The 18279-nt window shown below is 62.3% G+C and carries 19 protein-coding genes; 9 read left to right on the top strand and 10 right to left on the bottom strand.

Annotation, left to right across the window (positions count from 1 at the left end):
- Both MAXJ12_RS18855 and MAXJ12_RS18850 read left to right on the top strand, forming a co-directional pair.
- Positions 1–505 (top strand): TCP-1/cpn60 chaperonin family protein (locus MAXJ12_RS18855; RefSeq protein ID WP_008837556.1); only part of this gene is annotated, 505 nt, incomplete at its 5' end.
- A 460-nt stretch (positions 506–965) separates the two neighbouring features.
- Entirely contained in the window at positions 966–1742 is a 777-nt protein-coding gene (locus MAXJ12_RS18850; protein WP_008837555.1) for a sulfite exporter TauE/SafE family protein, read from the top strand.
- 26 nt (positions 1743–1768) lie between these two features.
- On the opposite strand, the gene MAXJ12_RS18845 is transcribed toward MAXJ12_RS18850, so the two are convergent.
- Positions 1769–2386 (bottom strand): TetR/AcrR family transcriptional regulator, encoded by a 618-nt coding sequence (locus MAXJ12_RS18845; RefSeq protein WP_008837554.1) that lies wholly within the window; start codon positions 2384–2386, stop codon positions 1769–1771.
- A gap of 94 nt (positions 2387–2480) precedes the next feature.
- Between MAXJ12_RS18845 and MAXJ12_RS18840 the strand changes: the two genes are divergently transcribed.
- The 4 genes from MAXJ12_RS18840 to MAXJ12_RS18825 all read left to right on the top strand — a co-directional run bounded on the left by MAXJ12_RS18840 (position 2481) and on the right by MAXJ12_RS18825 (position 5799).
- Positions 2481–3245: an NIPSNAP family protein gene (locus MAXJ12_RS18840; RefSeq protein ID WP_008837552.1), complete on the top strand. Its 765-nt coding sequence runs from the start codon at positions 2481–2483 to the stop codon at positions 3243–3245.
- A 98-nt stretch (positions 3246–3343) separates the two neighbouring features.
- Positions 3344–4741, top strand: coding sequence for a class II fumarate hydratase (fumC, locus tag MAXJ12_RS18835; RefSeq protein WP_008837551.1), 1398 nt, complete (start codon positions 3344–3346; stop codon positions 4739–4741).
- Between the two features lie 102 nt (positions 4742–4843).
- A complete protein-coding gene (locus tag MAXJ12_RS18830; RefSeq protein WP_008837550.1) occupies positions 4844–5269 on the top strand; it encodes a DoxX family protein in 426 nt (141 codons plus the stop codon).
- Between the two features lie 128 nt (positions 5270–5397).
- Positions 5398–5799 carry a DoxX family protein gene (locus MAXJ12_RS18825; protein ID WP_008837549.1) on the top strand — a complete coding sequence of 134 codons (402 nt, stop codon included), beginning with the start codon at positions 5398–5400 and terminating at the stop codon, positions 5797–5799.
- Between the two features lie 15 nt (positions 5800–5814).
- Here the strand turns inward: MAXJ12_RS18825 and ppx are convergent, their stop codons facing one another.
- Together ppx and MAXJ12_RS18815 are read right to left on the bottom strand one after the other, a co-directional pair.
- Positions 5815–7353 (bottom strand): exopolyphosphatase, encoded by a 1539-nt coding sequence (gene ppx / locus MAXJ12_RS18820; RefSeq protein WP_008837548.1) that lies wholly within the window; start codon positions 7351–7353, stop codon positions 5815–5817.
- Entirely contained in the window at positions 7353–9554 is a 2202-nt protein-coding gene (locus MAXJ12_RS18815; protein ID WP_008837547.1) for an RNA degradosome polyphosphate kinase, read from the bottom strand. Before MAXJ12_RS18815 ends, ppx begins: the two co-directional genes overlap by 1 nt.
- 162 nt (positions 9555–9716) lie before the next feature.
- Here MAXJ12_RS18815 and MAXJ12_RS18810 point away from each other — a divergent pair, with 162 nt between their 5' ends.
- Positions 9717–9959, top strand: coding sequence for a zinc-finger domain-containing protein (locus MAXJ12_RS18810; RefSeq protein WP_008837546.1), 243 nt, complete (start codon positions 9717–9719; stop codon positions 9957–9959).
- A gap of 20 nt (positions 9960–9979) precedes the next feature.
- Positions 9980–11194, top strand: coding sequence for an FAD-dependent monooxygenase (locus tag MAXJ12_RS18805; RefSeq protein WP_008837545.1), 1215 nt, complete (start codon positions 9980–9982; stop codon positions 11192–11194).
- A 25-nt stretch (positions 11195–11219) separates the two neighbouring features.
- Here the strand turns inward: MAXJ12_RS18805 and MAXJ12_RS18800 are convergent, their stop codons facing one another.
- The 4 genes from MAXJ12_RS18800 to MAXJ12_RS18785 form a co-directional block, all read right to left on the bottom strand.
- Complete coding sequence (locus tag MAXJ12_RS18800) at positions 11220–12023, bottom strand: amino acid ABC transporter ATP-binding protein (protein ID WP_040586825.1); 804 nt, start codon at positions 12021–12023, stop codon at positions 11220–11222.
- 18 nt (positions 12024–12041) lie between these two features.
- On the bottom strand, positions 12042–13199 hold the full coding sequence (locus MAXJ12_RS18795) for an amino acid ABC transporter permease (RefSeq protein WP_008837543.1): 1158 nt from the start codon (positions 13197–13199) through the stop codon (positions 12042–12044).
- A gap of 4 nt (positions 13200–13203) precedes the next feature.
- Positions 13204–14451 (bottom strand): amino acid ABC transporter permease, encoded by a 1248-nt coding sequence (locus tag MAXJ12_RS18790; protein WP_008837542.1) that lies wholly within the window; start codon positions 14449–14451, stop codon positions 13204–13206.
- 65 nt (positions 14452–14516) lie between these two features.
- Entirely contained in the window at positions 14517–15545 is a 1029-nt protein-coding gene (locus MAXJ12_RS18785; RefSeq protein WP_008837541.1) for an amino acid ABC transporter substrate-binding protein, read from the bottom strand.
- A 396-nt stretch (positions 15546–15941) separates the two neighbouring features.
- Here MAXJ12_RS18785 and MAXJ12_RS18780 point away from each other — a divergent pair, with 396 nt between their 5' ends.
- The gene (locus MAXJ12_RS18780; RefSeq protein ID WP_008837540.1) at positions 15942–17114 is read left to right on the top strand and encodes a cystathionine beta-lyase; all 1173 of its coding nucleotides are present in this window, start codon (positions 15942–15944) and stop codon (positions 17112–17114) included.
- Between the two features lie 4 nt (positions 17115–17118).
- Here the strand turns inward: MAXJ12_RS18780 and MAXJ12_RS18775 are convergent, their stop codons facing one another.
- The 3 genes from MAXJ12_RS18775 to MAXJ12_RS18765 are packed head-to-tail and all read right to left on the bottom strand — an operon-like array spanning position 17119 to position 18007.
- Positions 17119–17373, bottom strand: a complete 255-nt coding sequence (locus MAXJ12_RS18775) for a DUF5985 family protein (RefSeq protein ID WP_008837539.1) — start codon at positions 17371–17373, stop codon at positions 17119–17121.
- A gap of 8 nt (positions 17374–17381) precedes the next feature.
- Positions 17382–17648 (bottom strand): DUF5985 family protein, encoded by a 267-nt coding sequence (locus tag MAXJ12_RS18770; protein WP_008837538.1) that lies wholly within the window; start codon positions 17646–17648, stop codon positions 17382–17384.
- 5 nt (positions 17649–17653) lie between these two features.
- Positions 17654–18007, bottom strand: a complete 354-nt coding sequence (locus tag MAXJ12_RS18765; protein WP_139043946.1) for a hypothetical protein — start codon at positions 18005–18007, stop codon at positions 17654–17656.
- Between the last annotated feature and the right edge of the window lie 272 nt (positions 18008–18279).

The raw sequence follows: 18279 nt of genomic DNA, 5'->3' as shown, positions 1-18279 counted from the left end.
TGCGACCGAAGTCGAAGTCAAGGAAAAGAAGGACCGCGTCGACGATGCGCTGAACGCCACGCGTGCAGCCGTTGAAGAAGGCATCGTGGCCGGCGGCGGCGTCGCTCTGCTGCGCGCTTCGCTGGCCATCAAGGCGACCGGCGTGAACTCGGACCAGCAGGCCGGCATCAATATCGTGCGCCGCGCACTGCAGGCTCCGGCCCGTCAGATCGCCGCCAACGCCGGTGCGGAAGCATCGATCGTCGCCGGCAAGATCCTCGACAACAAGGGCGTGACCTTCGGCTTCAACGCCCAGACCGGTGAGTATGGCGACATGATCGCCATGGGCATCGTCGATCCGATGAAGGTCGTGCGCACGGCTCTCCAAGACGCGGCCTCGGTCGCCGGCCTCCTGGTCACCACCGAAGCCATGATCGCCGAGTCTCCGAAGAAGGAGTCCGCTGGCGGCATGCCGGGCGGTATGCCCGGCGGTGGCATGGGCGGCATGGGCGGCATGGATTTCTAAGGTCCACGCATCTCAACAATCCCGGAAGGGCGGCAGCGATGCCGCCCTTTTTCCTTTGCGGCGAACCCGGTCGGAAAAAAGTTCGGCGCTCGCGAAATTTTTGGAACCAACGGCCGCCATCGGCGTTGGCGCGATGTCAAAGGAGTTTCGGAGGAGAAATCCGAAGAAACGAATTTGACAAAAAGGCGCCCCCCACACCTAAAAGCTGTGAGGGGCGCTTTTGCATGTGGCAAAGACAACCGATGGCGCATGGAGTATCCCGCACCATCCGGCGAAGCGGCCATTGGGGCTTGAGGATTCGCTTTTCAAAATTTGCACGGCGTCACGATATTTTCCGCCAAGCCGGCCGCCGTCTCTGGAATATCGTGCTTTGCCCGCAGGGGGGCCGGCATGCTCTACAATGCGGAAGAGCAGCCTCGATCCACAAGCCTGCATACGGCGCACTTCACGGCGGACACCAATGACTGAATTCATTCTGTTCGCCATAGTCGGCTTTCTCGCCCAGGCGGTCGACGGCGCGCTCGGCATGGCCTATGGCGCGATCTCCTCCACGGTTCTGCTCTCCTTCGGCGTCCCGCCTGCTCAAGCTTCGGCCGCGGTGCATGCGGCGGAAGTGTTCACCACGGCCGCATCCGGCACGGCGCACCACTACCACCGCAATATCGACTGGAAGCTGTTCTGGCGGCTTGCACCGTTCGGCATTCTCGGCGGCTGCCTCGGCGCCTTCGTGCTAACCTCCTTCGACGGCGACATGGTGAAACCCTATGTCACGACGTATCTCGCCGTGATCGGGCTCTGGCTGTTCCTCCGGTCGTTCCGCAAGATCCCCAGCAATCCGGTTCCTACCCGCCTGGTGGCTCCGCTGGGCGCTGCCGGCGGTTTCCTCGACGCGGCCGGCGGCGGCGGATGGGGTCCGATGGTCGTGACCGGCTTGCTCGGCGCCGGCGCGCCGCCCCGCTACGTGATCGGCACCGTCAACGCCGCCGAGTTCCTGATCACGCTCGCGGTGTCCATTACCTTCATCGCTGCGCTCGTCACCGGTCATTGGCAGGAAGCCGGGGCGCTGTCGACGCATGCCAGTTCGGTGGCCGGGCTGATCGTGGGCGGCATAGTCGCCGCGCCGCTTGCCGGATTCATGGTCAAGGCGATCCGCGAGCAGACACTTCTGCGCCTCGTCGGCTTCCTGATCATGCTGCTCGCTCTCTTCCAGACCGCCCAACAACTGGGATTTGTCTGAGGAGCGGTTTGGTTTCCGGCAGGTGTTCAGCGCTTCCCCTGCCCCGCGGCCAAGGCTTCGGCGCAGACCTTCAGCATCGCGGCGTCCTGCTCGGTCTTGGCCATCGACATCGCCCCCGAATAGGTCGCGACAGTTAGCGCGGCGAAGCGGTCCGGGTCGACGCCCTCTTCGGTTCCAGCCTCCTGGTCGAGCCGCATCCTGTCGGCGATCGCCGCCCGCCACGCTTCGAAAATGCCGGCAAGCACCATTCGGAAATCGTCGTCTGCGAGCGACAGCTCATGCGCCAGATTGTTGAGCGGACAGCCGCGCACGAAGCCTTGACGCTCCAGTTCATCGGCCACCGCCGCAAAAACCTGGGCAACGCCCGCGCGCGCGGACGGGGCTTCTTCGATCCGCCTCAGCCAGGTTTCCTCCACCGAGGCCGCCACCCGTTCGGCGATCACCGCCATGCCGAGCGCCTTCTTGGTCGCGAAATGATGATGCAGCGCACCGCCCGTCACCCCCGCCGCCTGCATCAGGTCGCCCAGGCTGGTGGCATGATACCCCCGCTCCTGGAAGGCCAACTCGGCTACGTCAAGAATTCTCTGACGCATGCCTTCGGGGTCGTTGGTCCGCTTGCGCACGGGCTCTCGCGTTTCGGCCATGATGTGCTCCTCCACGGCAAAATAGCACATTGACAAAACCGGGCAACCGGTCTGTTATTAACAGGACGATTGACCTGTTTTTGGAGGAAGCGTTTTGTACGAGCAAGCACAGGATGACATCGCATCAGCGGCAGGGTCACGAGCCACCTTCTCACCGGTTGTCGAACTGCGCCAGTATACGCTTCATCCCGGCAGGCGCGATGCGCTGATCGATGTCTTCGACAACCATCTCGTCGAACCGCAGGAAGAGACCGGCATGAAGGTCATCGGCCAGTTCCGCGACCTCGACCGTCCCGACCGGTTCGTCTGGCTGCGCGGCTTCGACGACATGGAATCGCGGCGGGCGTCGCTGAGCGCCTTTTACGGCGGGCCGGTCTGGGCCGAGCACAAGGACGCCGCCAACGCGACGATGATCTCGTCCGACGACGTGCTGCTGCTTGGGCCGGCCTGGCCGGGTTCAGCTTTCAAGCTTGCAGGCGCCGAGCGCGGCAAGCGCAACCCGGCGGGCGCGATCGTCACGGCGAGGATCTTTCACGTCGAACCTGCCGGAGAAGCCGATTTCGTGGAGCTTTTCCGGAATGAGGCAGCGCCGTTGCTCGCCGATCTCGGCGCGCCGCCCCTCGCCGCCTTCGTCACCGAGCATGCCGAAAACAGCTTTCCGCGCCTGCCGGTCCGGCCCGACGAAAATGTCTTCGTCGCGTTCTTCCGCTTTGTCGATCCCGCAGCGCATGCCCGGCACGAAGCCGCGCTGGCCAATTCCGCCGCGTGGCAAGGCGGCTTGCTCCCCCACCTACAGAGGCATTTTTCCAAGCCACAGGAAGCGCTCCGGCTCGCGCGAACGCAGCGTTCGCTGCTTTGAACCGATTTGCATCGGGAGAGCACCCAATCTCTGCTTGAAGCCTATTGTGCAAAGCGGTAGGCCGTTGCCGGCATTGCAAAATTTCCGGGAGACGGGCCGTGGGCGCTGAGAATTCCAGAACCGAAACCGACACGTTCGGGCCGATCCAGGTCGCCACCGACCGCTACTGGGGTGCGCAGGCCGAGCGCTCGCTCGGCAATTTCAGGATCGGCTGGGAAAAGCAGCCTCTGTCGGTTGTGCGAGCACTGGGTATCGTCAAGCGGGCTGCCGCGGAAGCCAATATGGAACTCGGCCGGCTTGATCCTGCGCTCGGCGAGACGATCGTGAAGGCGGCGCAGGAAGTCATCGACGGCAAGCTCGACGAGCACTTCCCGCTGGTGGTGTGGCAGACCGGTTCGGGCACGCAGTCAAACATGAACGCCAACGAGGTCATTTCCAACCGCGCCATCGAAATGCTGGGCGGCGTCATGGGCTCGAAAAAGCCGGTGCATCCCAACGACCACGTCAATATGAGCCAGTCGTCGAACGATACCTATCCGACGGCGATGCACATTGCCTGCGCCGAGCGGATCGTTCACCACCTGTTGCCCGCCCTGCGGCACCTGCATGCAGCCCTGGAGGAGAAGACCAGAGCATTCGCCGATATCGTCAAGATCGGTCGCACCCACACGCAGGACGCTACGCCGCTGACACTCGGCCAGGAATTTTCCGGCTACGCCGCGCAGGTCGCCTCGTCGATAAAGCGGATCGAGCTAACCCTGCCGGGGCTCATGGAACTGGCGCAGGGCGGTACTGCTGTCGGCACCGGCCTCAACGCTCCGGTCGGTTTCGCCGAAAAAGTCGCCGAGCGCATCGCCGCGATCACCGGGCTTGCCTTCGTCACCGCCCCCAACAAGTTCGAGGCGCTGGCCGCGCACGATTCCATGGTGTTCTCGCATGGCGCGATCAACGCCGCAGCCGCCGCTTTGTTCAAGATCGCCAACGATATCCGCTTCCTCGGCTCTGGCCCGCGCTCGGGCCTCGGCGAACTGGCGCTGCCGGAAAACGAACCCGGCTCGTCGATCATGCCGGGCAAGGTCAACCCGACCCAGTGCGAGGCGCTGACGCAGGTCTGCGTGCAGGTTTTCGGCAATCATGCCGCGATCACCTTCGCCGGCAGCCAGGGCCATTTCGAGCTCAATGTCTACAATCCGCTGATGGCCTATAATTTCCTGCAGTCGGTGCAGTTGATGGCCGATGCGGCGGTTTCGTTCACCGACAATTGCGTCGTGGGCATCGAGGCGCGTGAGGACAACATCAAGGCCGCTCTGGACCGCTCGCTGATGCTGGTCACGGCGCTGGCGCCGAAAATCGGCTACGACAACGCCGCCAAGATCGCCAAGACGGCGCACAAGAACGGGACGACATTGCGCGAGGAGGCGCTTGCCACAGGGCTCGTCACCGCTGAGGAATATGACCGGCTGGTCCGTCCCGAGGACATGACGCGCCCCGGCTGAAACTATTCCTGTAGTGAACGATCTGTCGTCAAATTCCGGGCTTTGGTGAACGGCCGGATTTGTTTATCTGGGGGAGGAACAAACCCTCCCGGAGAGTCACGCATGTCTTCTTCCAATGTCGCTGTCGTCAAGGGCGGCTTCGTCGCCAACAACGCCGCCCTGATCGCCGTCGGGCGCGTCCTGCTTTCGCTGATCTTCATCCTCGCCGGCTACGCCAAGCTCACCGGCATCGCCGGGACGGCCGGCTGGTTCGGCAGCATCGGCCTGCCCTTCCCAACGGTTGTTGCGGTTCTGGTCGGCCTGCTCGAACTCTTCGGCGGCCTTGCCATTCTGGTCGGCTTTCAGACGAGGCTCGCCGCGATCGCCCTCGCACTCTTCACCATCGCGGCCACCCTGATCGCGCATCTCGACTTTGCCGACCAGGTCCAGCTTCTGTTCTTCCAGAAGAATCTGGCGATCGCCGGCGGTCTGGCCGTGCTTGCCGCGTTCGGCGCCGGAGCGCTTTCGATCGACGGCCGTCGCGGCTGATCTTCTCTGCTTCGCATGGAAAAGCCCGGGTTCGCCCGGGCTTTTTGCATTCAGCGCTCGCTGAACCGTGATTCGTCCGCAAAAGGAAAGGCGATATTTTTCGCTGATCCGCAATTCGGGGAATCACCATGACTGGTAGCGAAATCGTCCTCGTCGGCCGGATTCTTCTTTCGGCCATGTTCATCCTCGCCAGCTTTTCCAAATTCGGCGACATCGCCGGTACGACCGGCTATTTCGCCGGGCTCGGCCTGCCGATGCCGGGCCTGGCGACGTGGGCAAGCGGCCTCTTCGAACTGATTGCAGGGCTGTGCATCCTCGTCGGTTTCCAGACCGCGATCGCGGCCTACCTGCTCGCCGCTTTCTGCCTTGTGGCCGCATATATCGGCCATTACGGCCAAGGCGGCGACGATCCGATGCTGGTACTGATGAACATGCAGGCACTTATGAAGAACATCGCCATTGCCGGCGGCTTTCTGGTGCTCGCAATCCATGGCCCTGGCTCGCTGTCAGTCGACGCTCGCCGCAGTTGACGCCTGACTGGCCGGCTATTTGGCCGCGAAGATCGCCTGCTCGCCTTCGACGACGAGTTCGAGCTTGCGCCCGGTGAGCTTGCCCAATTGCGCCAGACGCCCGGCAGGGCGCTCACCGTCCAGGCTCGCATGGCTGGCCGGGATGACCAGAGCCAGGGCGCCGTTGGCGCGGCTTTCCCATCTGAGCTTTGGAATGACGCCGGGCATGGAAGCCGACAGTAAATAGACGACGCGCAGCAGGCCCCCGAGCAACCGTGCCCGCTCGACATAACGCGGCGTGGCCATCTCGGTCAGTTCCGAAGCGGCCGCCTCGGTGAACAGCCCTTCATGGCGATAGAAATTGGACAGCGCCAGAAAGGCCCGCCCGGGATGATCGACGCCGATGAAGGAAGCATGCGCTATGATGTTCAGCGACTGCGTGCCGCGATATTCGGGATGCGCCCCCCAGCCAATATCGGCCAGCAGACAGGCAGCGTGGCGGTACCGCGCCTCCTCTTCGGTCTCCTCGACCCCGAAGGCGGCAAGCGATTGCCCCGTCCACTGTACCAGTTCGTGGGCATGCGTGACCGAACGGGCGCGGAGCACTGCAAGTTCCTCGGAGGCCGTGATTAGCGGATCCAGGCGCTGCTCCTGCTTTGACAGCAGCGAGAACAGGAAGCCCTCGCGAACACCGAGTGCCGACACCACGATCTTCGACGGCTTCATGGCGGCAATAATCTCCAGCAGCACGGCGGCGCCATAGGGGAGCAGCGCGCGGCGGTTCTTCGAGATTCCCTCGATGCCCTTCATCTTGTCGATATCGCCGCGCGCGACCTGCTTCAGGAAGCTGGCCGAGCTTTCGATGCCGAGTTCGTAATAGTGCATGACGTTGAGCGGGTAGCCGGTCATGTTCATGTGCAGCCGGGCAAGGTTTCGCCATGTGCCGCCGACAGCATAGAACACCCTGCCCTGCCCGGCTTTGAGCAGCCTGGCCCGCGCGAGTTCCTCGCGAGCGATCCGGGCTGCGACGCCTGGCGAGTTTTTCGACATGTCCTGCAATCTCAGGCCGCCGAGCGGCAGGGTAATGCCGTCTCCGATGGCTTCGCCGGTAACGTCGACAAGTTCCAGGCTGCCGCCGCCGAGGTCTCCGGCGATGCCGTCTGCCGGGTGGAAGCCGGATATGACGCCGAGCGCCGAGTAGTAAGCTTCCTCGCGGCCGCTGAGCACGCGGATTTCCGTGCCGAGGATTTTTTCGGCGCGATGGATGAAATCGGGGCCGTTCACCGCCTCGCGTGCAGCGGCGGTGGCGATGACGTGAAGCTCCTCCGCGCCGGCCTGGTCCGAAAGAGCGCGAAACCGCCGAAACTCCTCGATGGCGCGGGTAACCGCTTCCGGGTCGAGCTTGCCGGTCGAAACGATGCCGCGGCCGAGGCCGGCAAGCATCTTTTCGTTGAACAGAACGGTCGGCGAGCGGGCGATGCCCTCATAGATGACGAGGCGGATCGAGTTCGATCCGATGTCGATGATCGACAGCGGCCGGCGATTCTGCAGCCGGCCCTGGGATTGGGCGATCATCAGTCGACGGACGCGACGGATTTCTTGCGGCGCTTGTACTGCGCGATGCGCTTGGGCGCATGCGACTTCAGCGCGTCACCCCGTCCCGAAAGGCTAGGATTGGTCATGAAATATTCCTGGGCGTTGAACGGCTCTTCGCCCTCGTCCAGCGTCACGCGCCGCGAGGTACCGTCTGCCAATACTTCGAAACTTTGCTGGTTGTCCATAATGTTGCCGAGCATGATCTGGCCGAGTACCTGTTCGTGCACAGTCGGGTTGGTGATCGGCACCATGGTCTCGACGCGGCGGTCGAGATTGCGCGGCATCAGGTCGGCCGAGCTTATATAAACGATAGCCTCGTCCGACGGCAGGCCATGGCCGTTGCCGAAACAGTAGATGCGGCTGTGCTCGAGAAAGCGCCCGACGATCGACTTGACCCTTATGTTTTCCGACAGGCCGGGGACTTGCGGCCTGAGACAGCAAATGCCGCGCACCGCAAGGTCGATTTCGACCCCGGCGCGGCTGGCGTCGTAAAGCGCGTCGATGATGACGGGATCGACCAGCGAATTCATTTTCATCCAGATGCGCGCCGGATGACCTTCGCGCGCATGCGCTATTTCGTCCGAAATGTGCTGGAGAATGCGGCTCCTCAGCGTAAACGGTGAGATCGCAAGGCGCATCTCCCCCGCCGGTTCGGCATAGCCGGTGATGAAATTGAACAGCTGCGCGACGTCACGGGCGATCTGCGGATCCGTGGTGAAGAAGGACAGGTCGGTGTAGATGCGAGCGGTGATCGGGTGGTAGTTGCCTGTGCCTAGATGGACGTAGTTGCGCAGGCGGCCGTCCTCGCGCCGAACCACCAGCGACATTTTCGAGTGGGTCTTCAGCTCCAGGAAACCGAACACTACCTGCACGCCGGCGCGTTCCAAATCGCGCGCCCAGCGGATGTTGGCCTCCTCGTCGAAACGCGCCTTGAGCTCGACCAGCGCCGTCACCGACTTTCCGGCTTCGGCCGCGTCTATCAGCGCGCGCACGATGGGGCTGTCGTTGGAGGTGCGGTAGAGCGTCTGCTTGATCGCGACGACTTCGGGGTCGGCCGACGCCTGGCGCACGAACTGCACAACGACATCGAAGGATTCATAGGGGTGATGGACGATGATGTCCTTCTCGCGGATCGCGGCAAAGCAGTCGCCGCCATGCTCGCGGATGCGTTCCGGGAAGCGCGGATTGTAGGGAGGGAATTTCAGATCGTCGCGCGGTACGGCGACGATTTCCGAAATCTGGCTGAGCGCCAGCGGGCCGGTCAAAACGCTGATGCGGTTGCCAGACACCCCAAGTTCGCCAGCCACGAAGTCGCGCAGCTCCCACGGCATCTGCGCGTCGAACTCGATGCGGATCACTTGGCCGCGCCGCCGGCGCTTCAGCGCCGTCTCGAAGAGACGGACCAGATCTTCAGCCTCTTCCTCGACCTCGATATCGCTGTCTCGGATGATGCGGAAAGTGCCCGATCCCCTGACCTCGTAGCCTGGGAATAGCTTGCCGATGAAGACGCCAACGGTTTCCTCGATCGGGATGAAGCGGACCGCACCCTTGCGATCGGGCAGCCTGATGTAGCGCTTGAGCGCGACCGGCAGGCGCAAGAGCGCTGTCATCTGCTCGCTATTCTTACGGTGACGGAGTTGCAGCGCGATCGAGAAGCCGAGATTTGGAATAAACGGGAACGGGTGTGCCGGGTCGATCGAAAGCGGCGTCAGGACCGGAAAAACCTGTTCCAGGAAGTGGTCTTCCAGCCAGCTCTTCTCATCTTTGGTCATCGCCTCGGCGGTGACGATCTCGATGCCTTCCTTCCTGAGGAGGCTCATCAGAACCGACAGGCTTTTCTGTTGGTCCTCCTGCAGCCGCCCGACCTCGAGCAGCAATTGCTCGAGTTGCTGTTCCGGTGTCCGCCCGTCGGGGCTTCTGAGCGTTATGCCCTCGCGAATCTGGCCGGCGAGGCCGGCGACGCGGACCATGAAGAACTCGTCGAGATTGTCGGCCGAGATCGACAGGAAGCGTACGCGCTCCAGTGCCGGATGGTTCGGATTGAGCGATTCCTCCAGCACCCGGCGATTGAACTGCAGCCAGGAGAACTCGCGGTTGACGAAGCGGTCGGGATTGCCCAACACGTCGGCCTCAGCCGCGACCGTGGTGAATTCGGACTGGACTGGTTTTAGCTCGTTCATTTTCCACCGCTGCCCTTTGATCGGATGGCTCTCGGCCGTTATCCGGCTCAGCTTAGCTTCTGACAGGCTTTTGCGACAGTTTGATTTCACATGGCTTGCAAACGGATTGGCTATGCTGCAAGCGCTTGCTATGACGCGACGCGCAGGCGACAGGAGACAATGATGGCTGGCGGCACCATTCCCCACTTCCAGAACGATGCGGGCCACCCCGTAATCGAAATCGGCGTCAAGGAATTCATGTGCGTCGGCGCCAATCCGCCTTTCGACCATCCGCACGTGTTCCTGGACATGGGCGGCGATTCCGAGATTGTCTGCCCCTACTGCTCGACGCTCTATCGCTTCAACAAGGCGCTGAAAGCCGATGAGACTCGGCCGGAAGGCAGTTTTTACCACCGCGCCGCCTGATTGGGCCGCTTGGCCGTCCGGTGAACGGCGCGCCCCAAAACCAGATCATCATCGCCGGCGCAGGCATTGCCGGGCTTGCCGCCGCCCTGGCCTTCGCGTCGCGCGGCTTTTCCGTTCAGGTGTTCGAGCGCGCGCCGCAACTGGAAGAAGTCGGGGCAGGCATCCAGCTCTCGCCCAACGCCACCCGCATCCTCGACCGGCTGGGCGTGCTGCCTGCGCTGCTGAAAACCGCCGTGCGTCCGAATGCCGTATCCCTGCGCGATGGCCGAACGCTCGCCGAACTGGCCCGGGTGCCGCTCGGCGAGGCGGCAGAAAGGCGCTGGCAAGCGCCCTACCTCGCGCTTCACCGCGCCGACCTGCAAAGCGCGCTGCTTTCACGGGCCAATGAGACGTCCGGCATACGCCTGGTCACAGGCGCGGCCATTGCCAGCCTGGCGCAATCGAGCGCTGGCATCACGGTGACGACCGTCGGTGAGGCGGGACGCAGCGAAGCAAGCGGCTTGCTGCTCGTCGGGGCAGACGGCGTCCGCTCGGCGGTACGGACGCATTTCAGCCCATCCCGCCGGAGCCATTATTCGGGAGAAGTCGCCTGGCGCACCACCCTGCCCGCCGACAGCGCCGTCGGCCGGGCGTTGCTCGAAGCGACACCCGCTGACACCGTCACCGCCTTTCTCCACAGCGGCTTCCACCTGATAGCCTATCCGGTGCGCGGCGGCGCAGCGATCAATCTTGCCGCCTTTACTGCGGGAGCGGGACTTGCCGAAAAATGGGCCGGCAATGTCGACGTCTCGCCGCTCCGAAGCGCATTGCGCGCCACAGCGCCCGTGCTTTCGCGGCTGGCCGACGAAGCCGGGCCATGGACCGCCTGGCCCATCCATACGGTGGACCGCCGGCCGCCCTGGACTTCCCCCGGCGTAGCGCTCATCGGCGACGCCGCCCACGCGATGACCCCCTTCGCAGCACAGGGTGCAGCCATGGCTATCGAGGATGCATGGACGCTTGCAGCCAGCGTTGCCGCCTCTCCGCGCGATCTCGCGGGCGGCCTTGCCGCCTGGGAGGCTGCCCGCCGCCCGCGCGTCGAAAAGGTCGCGCGGCGCGGCGCCTTCAACCGCTTCGCCTGGCATGCATCCGGGCCGGTGGCCCTCGTGCGCAATCTGGTGCTAAAAACCCGATCGCCCGAAAAACTCGCCGCCGACCTCGACTGGCTCTATGGGTGGGAGCCGCCGGATTTCTGAGTTTCCGGACGATCGCTGTCTGTGATCAATGCAATATCTGGCTCAAGAACAGTTTCGTACGCTCGTGCTGCGGGTTGTCGAAGAACTGGCCCGGCGTGTTCTGCTCGACGATCTGGCCCTGGTCCATGAAGATCACCCGGTTCGCGACCTTGCGGGCAAATCCCATTTCGTGGGTCACGCAGATCATCGTCATGCCCTCTTCGGCGAGCCCGACCATGGTTTCGAGCACTTCCTTGATCATTTCGGGATCGAGCGCCGAGGTCGGCTCGTCGAACAGCATGATGCGCGGGTTCATGCACAGCGAACGCGCGATCGCCACGCGCTGCTGCTGGCCGCCCGAAAGCTGACCTGGGTATTTATTGGCCTGTTCGGGGATCTTCACCCGCGTCAGGAAGTGCATCGCGATCTCTTCCGCCTGCCTCTTCGGCGTCTTGCGCACCCAGATCGGCGCCAGCGTGCAGTTTTCCAGGATGGTCAGATGCGGAAACAGGTTGAAATGCTGGAACACCATGCCGACTTCGCGGCGGACCTCGTCGATCTTCTTCAGATCGTTGGTGAGTTCCTTACCGTCGACGACAATCTTGCCCTTCTGGTGTTCCTCCAGCCGGTTGATGCAGCGGATCATCGTCGACTTGCCCGAACCGGAAGGCCCGCAGACGACGATGCGCTCGCCGCGCATCACCCTCAGATTGATGTCCTTCAGGACATGGAAATCGCCGTACCATTTGTGCATGTTGACGATGTCGATGGCGACATCCGTCTCCGAAATATGCATCTTGCCGATGTCGACCTTGATCTCTTCGGCGCTTACAGCGTTTTCTGTGGCCATCGGCCTTCCCCTTGCTTTCTAACGTTTGTGGCCCGTATCGAGCCGGCGCTCCATGTAGATCGAATAGCGCGACATACCGAAGCAGAAGAGCCAGAACACGAAGCCGGAAAAGACCAGTCCGCTCATCGGCGTCTGGGCGGACGCCCAGGCGGCGTCGGCGAAATTCTGCCGGACGATGCCGAGCAGATCGAACATGCCGATGATGTAGACAAGGCTGGTGTCCTTGAACAGGCCAATGAAGGTGTTGACGATGCCGGGAATGACAAGCTTGAGCGCCTGCGGCAGGATGATCAGTCCGGTCTTTTGCCAATAGCTGAGGCCGAGGGAATCGGCGCCTTCGTACTGGCCCTTCGGGATGGCCTGCAATCCACCGCGGATCACCTCGGCCATATAGGCGGAAGCGAACATCGCCACGCCGATCAACGCCCGCAGAAACTTGTCGAAGGTCATGCCGGCCGGCAGGAACAACGGCAGCATGACGCTCGCCATGAACAGCACAGTCACCAAAGGCACGCCGCGTATGGCTTCGATAAAGATGACGCAGACCATCTTGACCACCGGCAATTTCGAGCGCCGGCCGAGCGCGAGCACGATCCCGAGCGGCAACGACACGGCGATGCCGACGAAGGACAGAACCAGCGTAACCATCAGGCCGCCCCAAAGCTGCGTCTCGACATAGGGCAGGCCGAAGACGCCGCCCACGAGCAGGACGAAGGCAATGATCGGAAAAACGCCGAAAAGTACGATGGCGTTCAGCCCTTTATAGGGAATGCGCGGGATCATCAGCGGCACGAGCAACGCCACGAACATGATGGCCACCAGCCATACGCGCCAGCGTTCCGAGATCGTGTAGCGGCCGACCATGAACTGTTCGAACTTGGCGTTGACGAACGCCCAGCAGGCGCCGGACCAACCGTCCGGCTGCGCGCCGCCCTGCGAAACGGTCGCGCAGACGCTGCGGTCGGGGCCCGTCCATTGCGCGCTGATGAACAGCCAGTTGATTAGTGGCGGCAGCACCAGCGCCAGGACAATGAGGCCTATCACGGTCATGACGGTGTCGGCTGGCGTAGCGAACAGGTTGATGCGCAGCCAGCGAACAAGGCCGCGCTCGCCCAAGGGCGCGGCCTGCGCGTTCACCATTTCGGCGCGGACGTAGGAGAGATCGTGTTCCTGCATGATCCTACCTCTCGACCAGCGCCATCTTGGCGTTGAACCAGTTCATGAAGGCGGAGGTGGCAAGGCTGAGGCCGAGATACACCACCATCCAGATGGCGACGATCTCGATCGACTGGCCGGTCTGGTTGAGGATGGTCCCGCCTATGGCCACCAGGTCGGGGTAGCCGATGGCTATAGCCAGCGAAGAGTTCTTGGTGAGGTTGAGGTACTGACTGGTCAGCGGGGGAATGATGATGCGCATCGCCTGCGGAATGATGACCAACCGCAACGCCTGGCCCGAGCGCAGGCCGAGCGCGTAAGACGCTTCCGTCTGGCCTTTGTTGACGCCCAGAATGCCGGCCCGAACGATTTCGGCAATGAACGCCGCTGTATAGAAGGACAGAGCGAGGTAGAGCGCCAGGAACTCCGGCTTGACCTGGAAGCCGCCGACCAGGTTGAAGGTCGAGGCGGTCGGGAATTCCAGCGTCAGCGGGAAGCCGGCCAAAGCGAAGGCCAGCAGCGGCAGGCCGATGATCAGCGCCACCGAAGTCCAGAACACCGGGAATTGCTGCCCCGTCGCTTCCTGCCGCTGACGCGCCTTCCGGGCGACGAACCAGACCATGGCGATCGCGACGACGATCGCGGCGGCGATGAGCCAGGCACCCTCGCCCCACATCGTCTTCGGCAGGAAGAAGCCGCGATTGTTGAGATACGAGCCGAAGCTCAGGAAGTAGTCCAGCCCGTAGAAACCGTACGAGGTCTCGAAGCCAAGCGGAATGCCGAGCGCGATGCTGTCGCGCGGCGCAGGCAGCACCGAGATGACGCCGAAATACCAGAAGAAGATGACGAGAAGCGGCGGAATGTTCCGGAACACCTCCACATAGACCATGCAGAGCTTGCGGATCAGCCAGTTCCTGGAAAGCCGCCCGATGCCGACGATGAACCCGATGATCGACGCCGTCACGATGCCGACCCCGGCCACAAGCAGCGTGTTGAGAAGTCCGACGACCAGCGCGCGCGAATATCGTGAATCGGAAGAGAATGAGATCAGGCTTTGACTGATGTCGAAGCCGGAACGGCCGTTCAGGAAGGCAAAGCCCGACGAGATGTTCGAGCGCCTGAGATTCTCGACTGTGTTGCCGACGACCCAGTAGATGAAAAACACCAGCGCTACGAAAAGCAGGACCTGATAGACGATCCCGCGGATCTTCGGATCATTGAAATACGACGCGAGTGAGCTGTCAGCCCGCCCGGCTACATCCTGCGAAGCCATGTTGTCTCCTTTGCACGGAGACCGGAAGGCGGATTCCCGCCTTCCGGATCGCCAAGTCGTTCAACTCAGCGGATCGGCATCGCGTATTGCAGTCCACCCTTGGTCCACAGCGCGTTCAGGCCGCGGGCGATCTTGAGCGGGCTGCCCTGCCCGATGTTGCGCTCGAAGCTCTCGCCGTAATTGCCGACGCCCTTGATGATATTGACCACCCAGTCATTGCTGAGGCCGAGGTCGGTGCCGAGCTTGGAATCGGCCTCCTGCCCAAGGATGCGCTTGATGTCGGGGTTCGGCGAGTTCTTCATTTCCTCGACATTCGCCTGCGTAATGCCGGCCTCTTCGGCCAGGACCATCGCGTAGAGCGTCCACTTCACGATGTCCATCCACTGGTCGTCGCCCTGGCGGACGGCGGGGCCGAGCGGCTCCTTCGAGATGATCTCGGGAAGAACGACATGATCGTCTGGAGCAGCCAGCGTCAGGCGGATCGAATAGAGGCCCGACTGGTCGGTGGTGTAGGCGTCACAGCGGCCGGAATCATAGGCGGCGTTGACTTCCTCGAGTTTCTCGAAAACCACTGGATTGTATTCGAGGTTGTTGGCCTTGAAATAATCGGCGAGGTTGAGCTCGGTGGTCGTGCCGGTCTGCACGCATATCGAAGCGCCCGAAAGCTGCAGCGCGGAGTTCACGCCGGGCAGTTTCTTGGCGTTGATCATGAAGCCCTGGCCGTCATAGTAGTTGACGCCGGCAAAGTTGAAGCCGAGCGAGGTATCACGGCTCAGCGTCCACGTGGTGTTGCGGGAGAGAAGGTCGATCTCGCCCGACTGCAGCGCGGTAAAGCGCTCCTTGGCGTTGGTGGGCGTGAATTTCACCTTGGTCGGATCGCCAAAGATCGCAGCGGCGACAGCGCGGCAGAGATCGACGTCGAACCCGGTCCATTCGCCCTTGTCATTCGGCGCCGAAAAGCCCGCCAGCGCCGTGTTGACGCCGCATTGCACGAACCCCTTCGCCTTGACATCGTCCAGCGTGGCGGCGGAAGCGGCCGAAGCCGCCATTCCGAGCGCGGCCGCGCCGAGAATGACTTTCACAGTGTGTTTCATACCCACTAACCCTTTTCTGTTGTTCGGGATCAAATCCCTGTTTTTTTCGTGCGAAAGCAGCAATGCCGTCCCGGCCCACTTCCGAAACGTCGCCTCGCATGCTGCGCTGCTGCCGTGCTCCCGTTCACGAACTGCATCGAAGGCGATTATTTTAGTGAGGTCAAGTGGAATGACTGAATCGGCCGGCGTTTGAAAATTCTCCACGGAAAATGACCATTTGCTAGGCCGAATGGCCATGAAATGGCCGTCCGCGAGCCGGTTTTGACGCGAATTTGGGCTCGTCCTGCCAATGGCCGTTCTGGCTCAAACGACTTCCCCCAGGCCGCCAGCCTGTCCGGTTGCGTCCGCTATCGCGCCGCTCTATGCGTTGTTGTCATCACAATAGGCAGGACAAAGATGGCCGGACGCGATTTTGACACTATGGGCATCCACACGCGGCTGGCGCATGCCGGCAATGACCCGCGCGACTATTTCGGCTTCGTCAATCCGCCCGTCGTGCATGCCTCCACCGTGCTGTTTCCCGACGCAGCGACGATGGCTGCGCGGTCGCAGAAATACACCTATGGCACGCGCGGCACGCCCACCAGCGACGCGCTCGCGGAAGCGATAGATGCACTCGAAGGCTCGGCGGGCACGATCATCGTCCCGTCGGGGCTAGCGGCGGTCACCATTCCGCTACTCGCCTTCCTGTCGGCAGGCGACCATGTGCTGATCGTCGATTCCGTCTATTTTCCGACCCGCAATTTCGCCAACACCATGCTTGCGCGTCTCGGTATCGAGGTCGAGTATTACGACCCGCATGTCGGCGCGGGCATCCAGGCGCTGATGAAGCCGAACACGAAGGTCGTGTTCACAGAATCGCCTGCCTCCAACACCTTCGAAATGCAGGATATTCCCGCCATCGCCAAGGCGGCGCATGCCGGCGGCGCGGTGGTGATGATGGACAATACCTGGGCGACGCCGCTCTATTTCAAACCGCTTGATCACGGCGTCGACATTTCCATTCACGCAGCGACGAAATATCCGGCCGGCCATTCCGACGTGCTGCTCGGCACGGTATCGGCCAACGCCGAATGCTGGCCGAAACTGCATCAGGGTTTCATCACGCTGGGCTGCTGCTCCGGTCCCGACGATGTCTATCAGGTGCTGCGGGGCCTGCGCACGATGGGCGTCCGGCTGGAAAGGCACCAAGAAAGCGCACTCGACATTGCGCGCTGGCTGGAGACGCAATCGGGCGTCGCCCGCGTCCTGCATCCGGCGCTGGAGAGCCATCCCGGGCATGCACTCTGGAAGCGCGATTTCTGCGGTTCGAGCGGTATTTTCTCGGTGGTTCTGGCCGGTGGCGGGGTGAAACAGGCGCACGCCTTCCTCGACGCGCTCCGAATTTTTGGGCTGGGCTATTCGTGGGGTGGCTACGAAAGCCTGGCCGTCCATGTTTCGCTCGCCGACCGGGTCGTCGCCAAAGGTCCCTATGAAGGCCCGATCATCCGCTTGCAGATAGGGCTCGAAAACGTCGAGGATCTGAAAGCCGACATCGCCACGGGGCTGGCGGCCGCCACGGCGGTGTGACCGTTCAGGCGCGCCGGTTCTTCGCGATCACGGCTAAAAGTATCAGGGTAAAGGCGCCGAGCCGCAGCAGATAGAGCCAGCTGCGCTCCTCGATCGGAATCCGCACGAAGACAAGCAGCGCCTGATTGGTTGCCAACATCCAGAACGCCACGGCGAAGGCTGCGAATAATTGGTCTCCCGTTCGCCGCCAGAAGCGGAGGAAGAACAGGCCGGCGACCACGAAACCCATGGTGATCAACCCCGAAACGAATTCGAACATGGCCGCTCCTACTCCGTTTCCCAAACCAGCCCGAACAGCAGGGTTCCCACCGCCGCCAGCGAAGCCGCGTGGCGGAAGACCTGCAAATTGGCGCTGGGGAAGACCAGTATGTCGAAGATAACGACGATGCTGTTGAGCGACAGGAAGCCGAAGCACAGGCCGCTCCAGAACAGGAGCCGCGTGCTGCTGCGCCAGTAGCCGCGCATCAACAAATAGGAACAGGCGGCGCTGGTCAGGATGCACAAGACATAAATGCCGATCTTCAGCGTTTCCATGACCGTCAACTCTTCTTCAGCTTGAAAGCGTCGGCGAAGGTTCTCAGCTTCTCGACCGGATTCTGCAGGATCAGCCGCCGGATCGCGGCCGGCTTCTTGCGGTATTCTTCTTGTAATTGTGCGACGAGATCGTTCTGTTCGGGTGACGCCGGCCCGTAGCGAACGGAGCCGTCCTTCTCGGCCAGGGCCAGCCCGGCGGCGACAAGCCTCTCTATACTCTGGGCAACGACAACTTCACTGCTTCGCAATTCGTGGACGAGCTCGTCTGGGGTCCAGTTTCGCTGCGCATTTCTGAAAAGCAGCAAGAGCAGTTCGAGCGACCAGACCGATCCGAACGAGGTTTCCACAAATTCGATCAAATCGCTGTTCATAAATCCCCAAACGATCGACGCGCCGCAGCGTCAACGCCAAATTTCCCCAACTCGACGTTTGGCAGCCGCAGGTAGGGTTTTATGATTCCGACCGCCCATAAACAACCCGCAGAAGAAAATTCGCGAGAGTCCGATTCAATGGAACCAATGGCCGGATGGTGCGTTGAGCGCCTCGGCGGGGTCTATCCAGTTGGCCCGCAGTCCACATTCGCAGGGGGGCGAACTTGGCGTATCGAACGGGCACTAGCCTCACATCCAGT

The sequence above is a fragment of the Mesorhizobium alhagi CCNWXJ12-2 genome (assembly GCF_000236565.1).
Classification (GTDB): Bacteria; Pseudomonadota; Alphaproteobacteria; order Rhizobiales; family Rhizobiaceae; genus Allomesorhizobium; species Allomesorhizobium alhagi.
The sequence above is the reverse complement of the archived record's forward strand: the minus strand, read 5'-3'. Positions and strand labels throughout refer to the sequence as shown.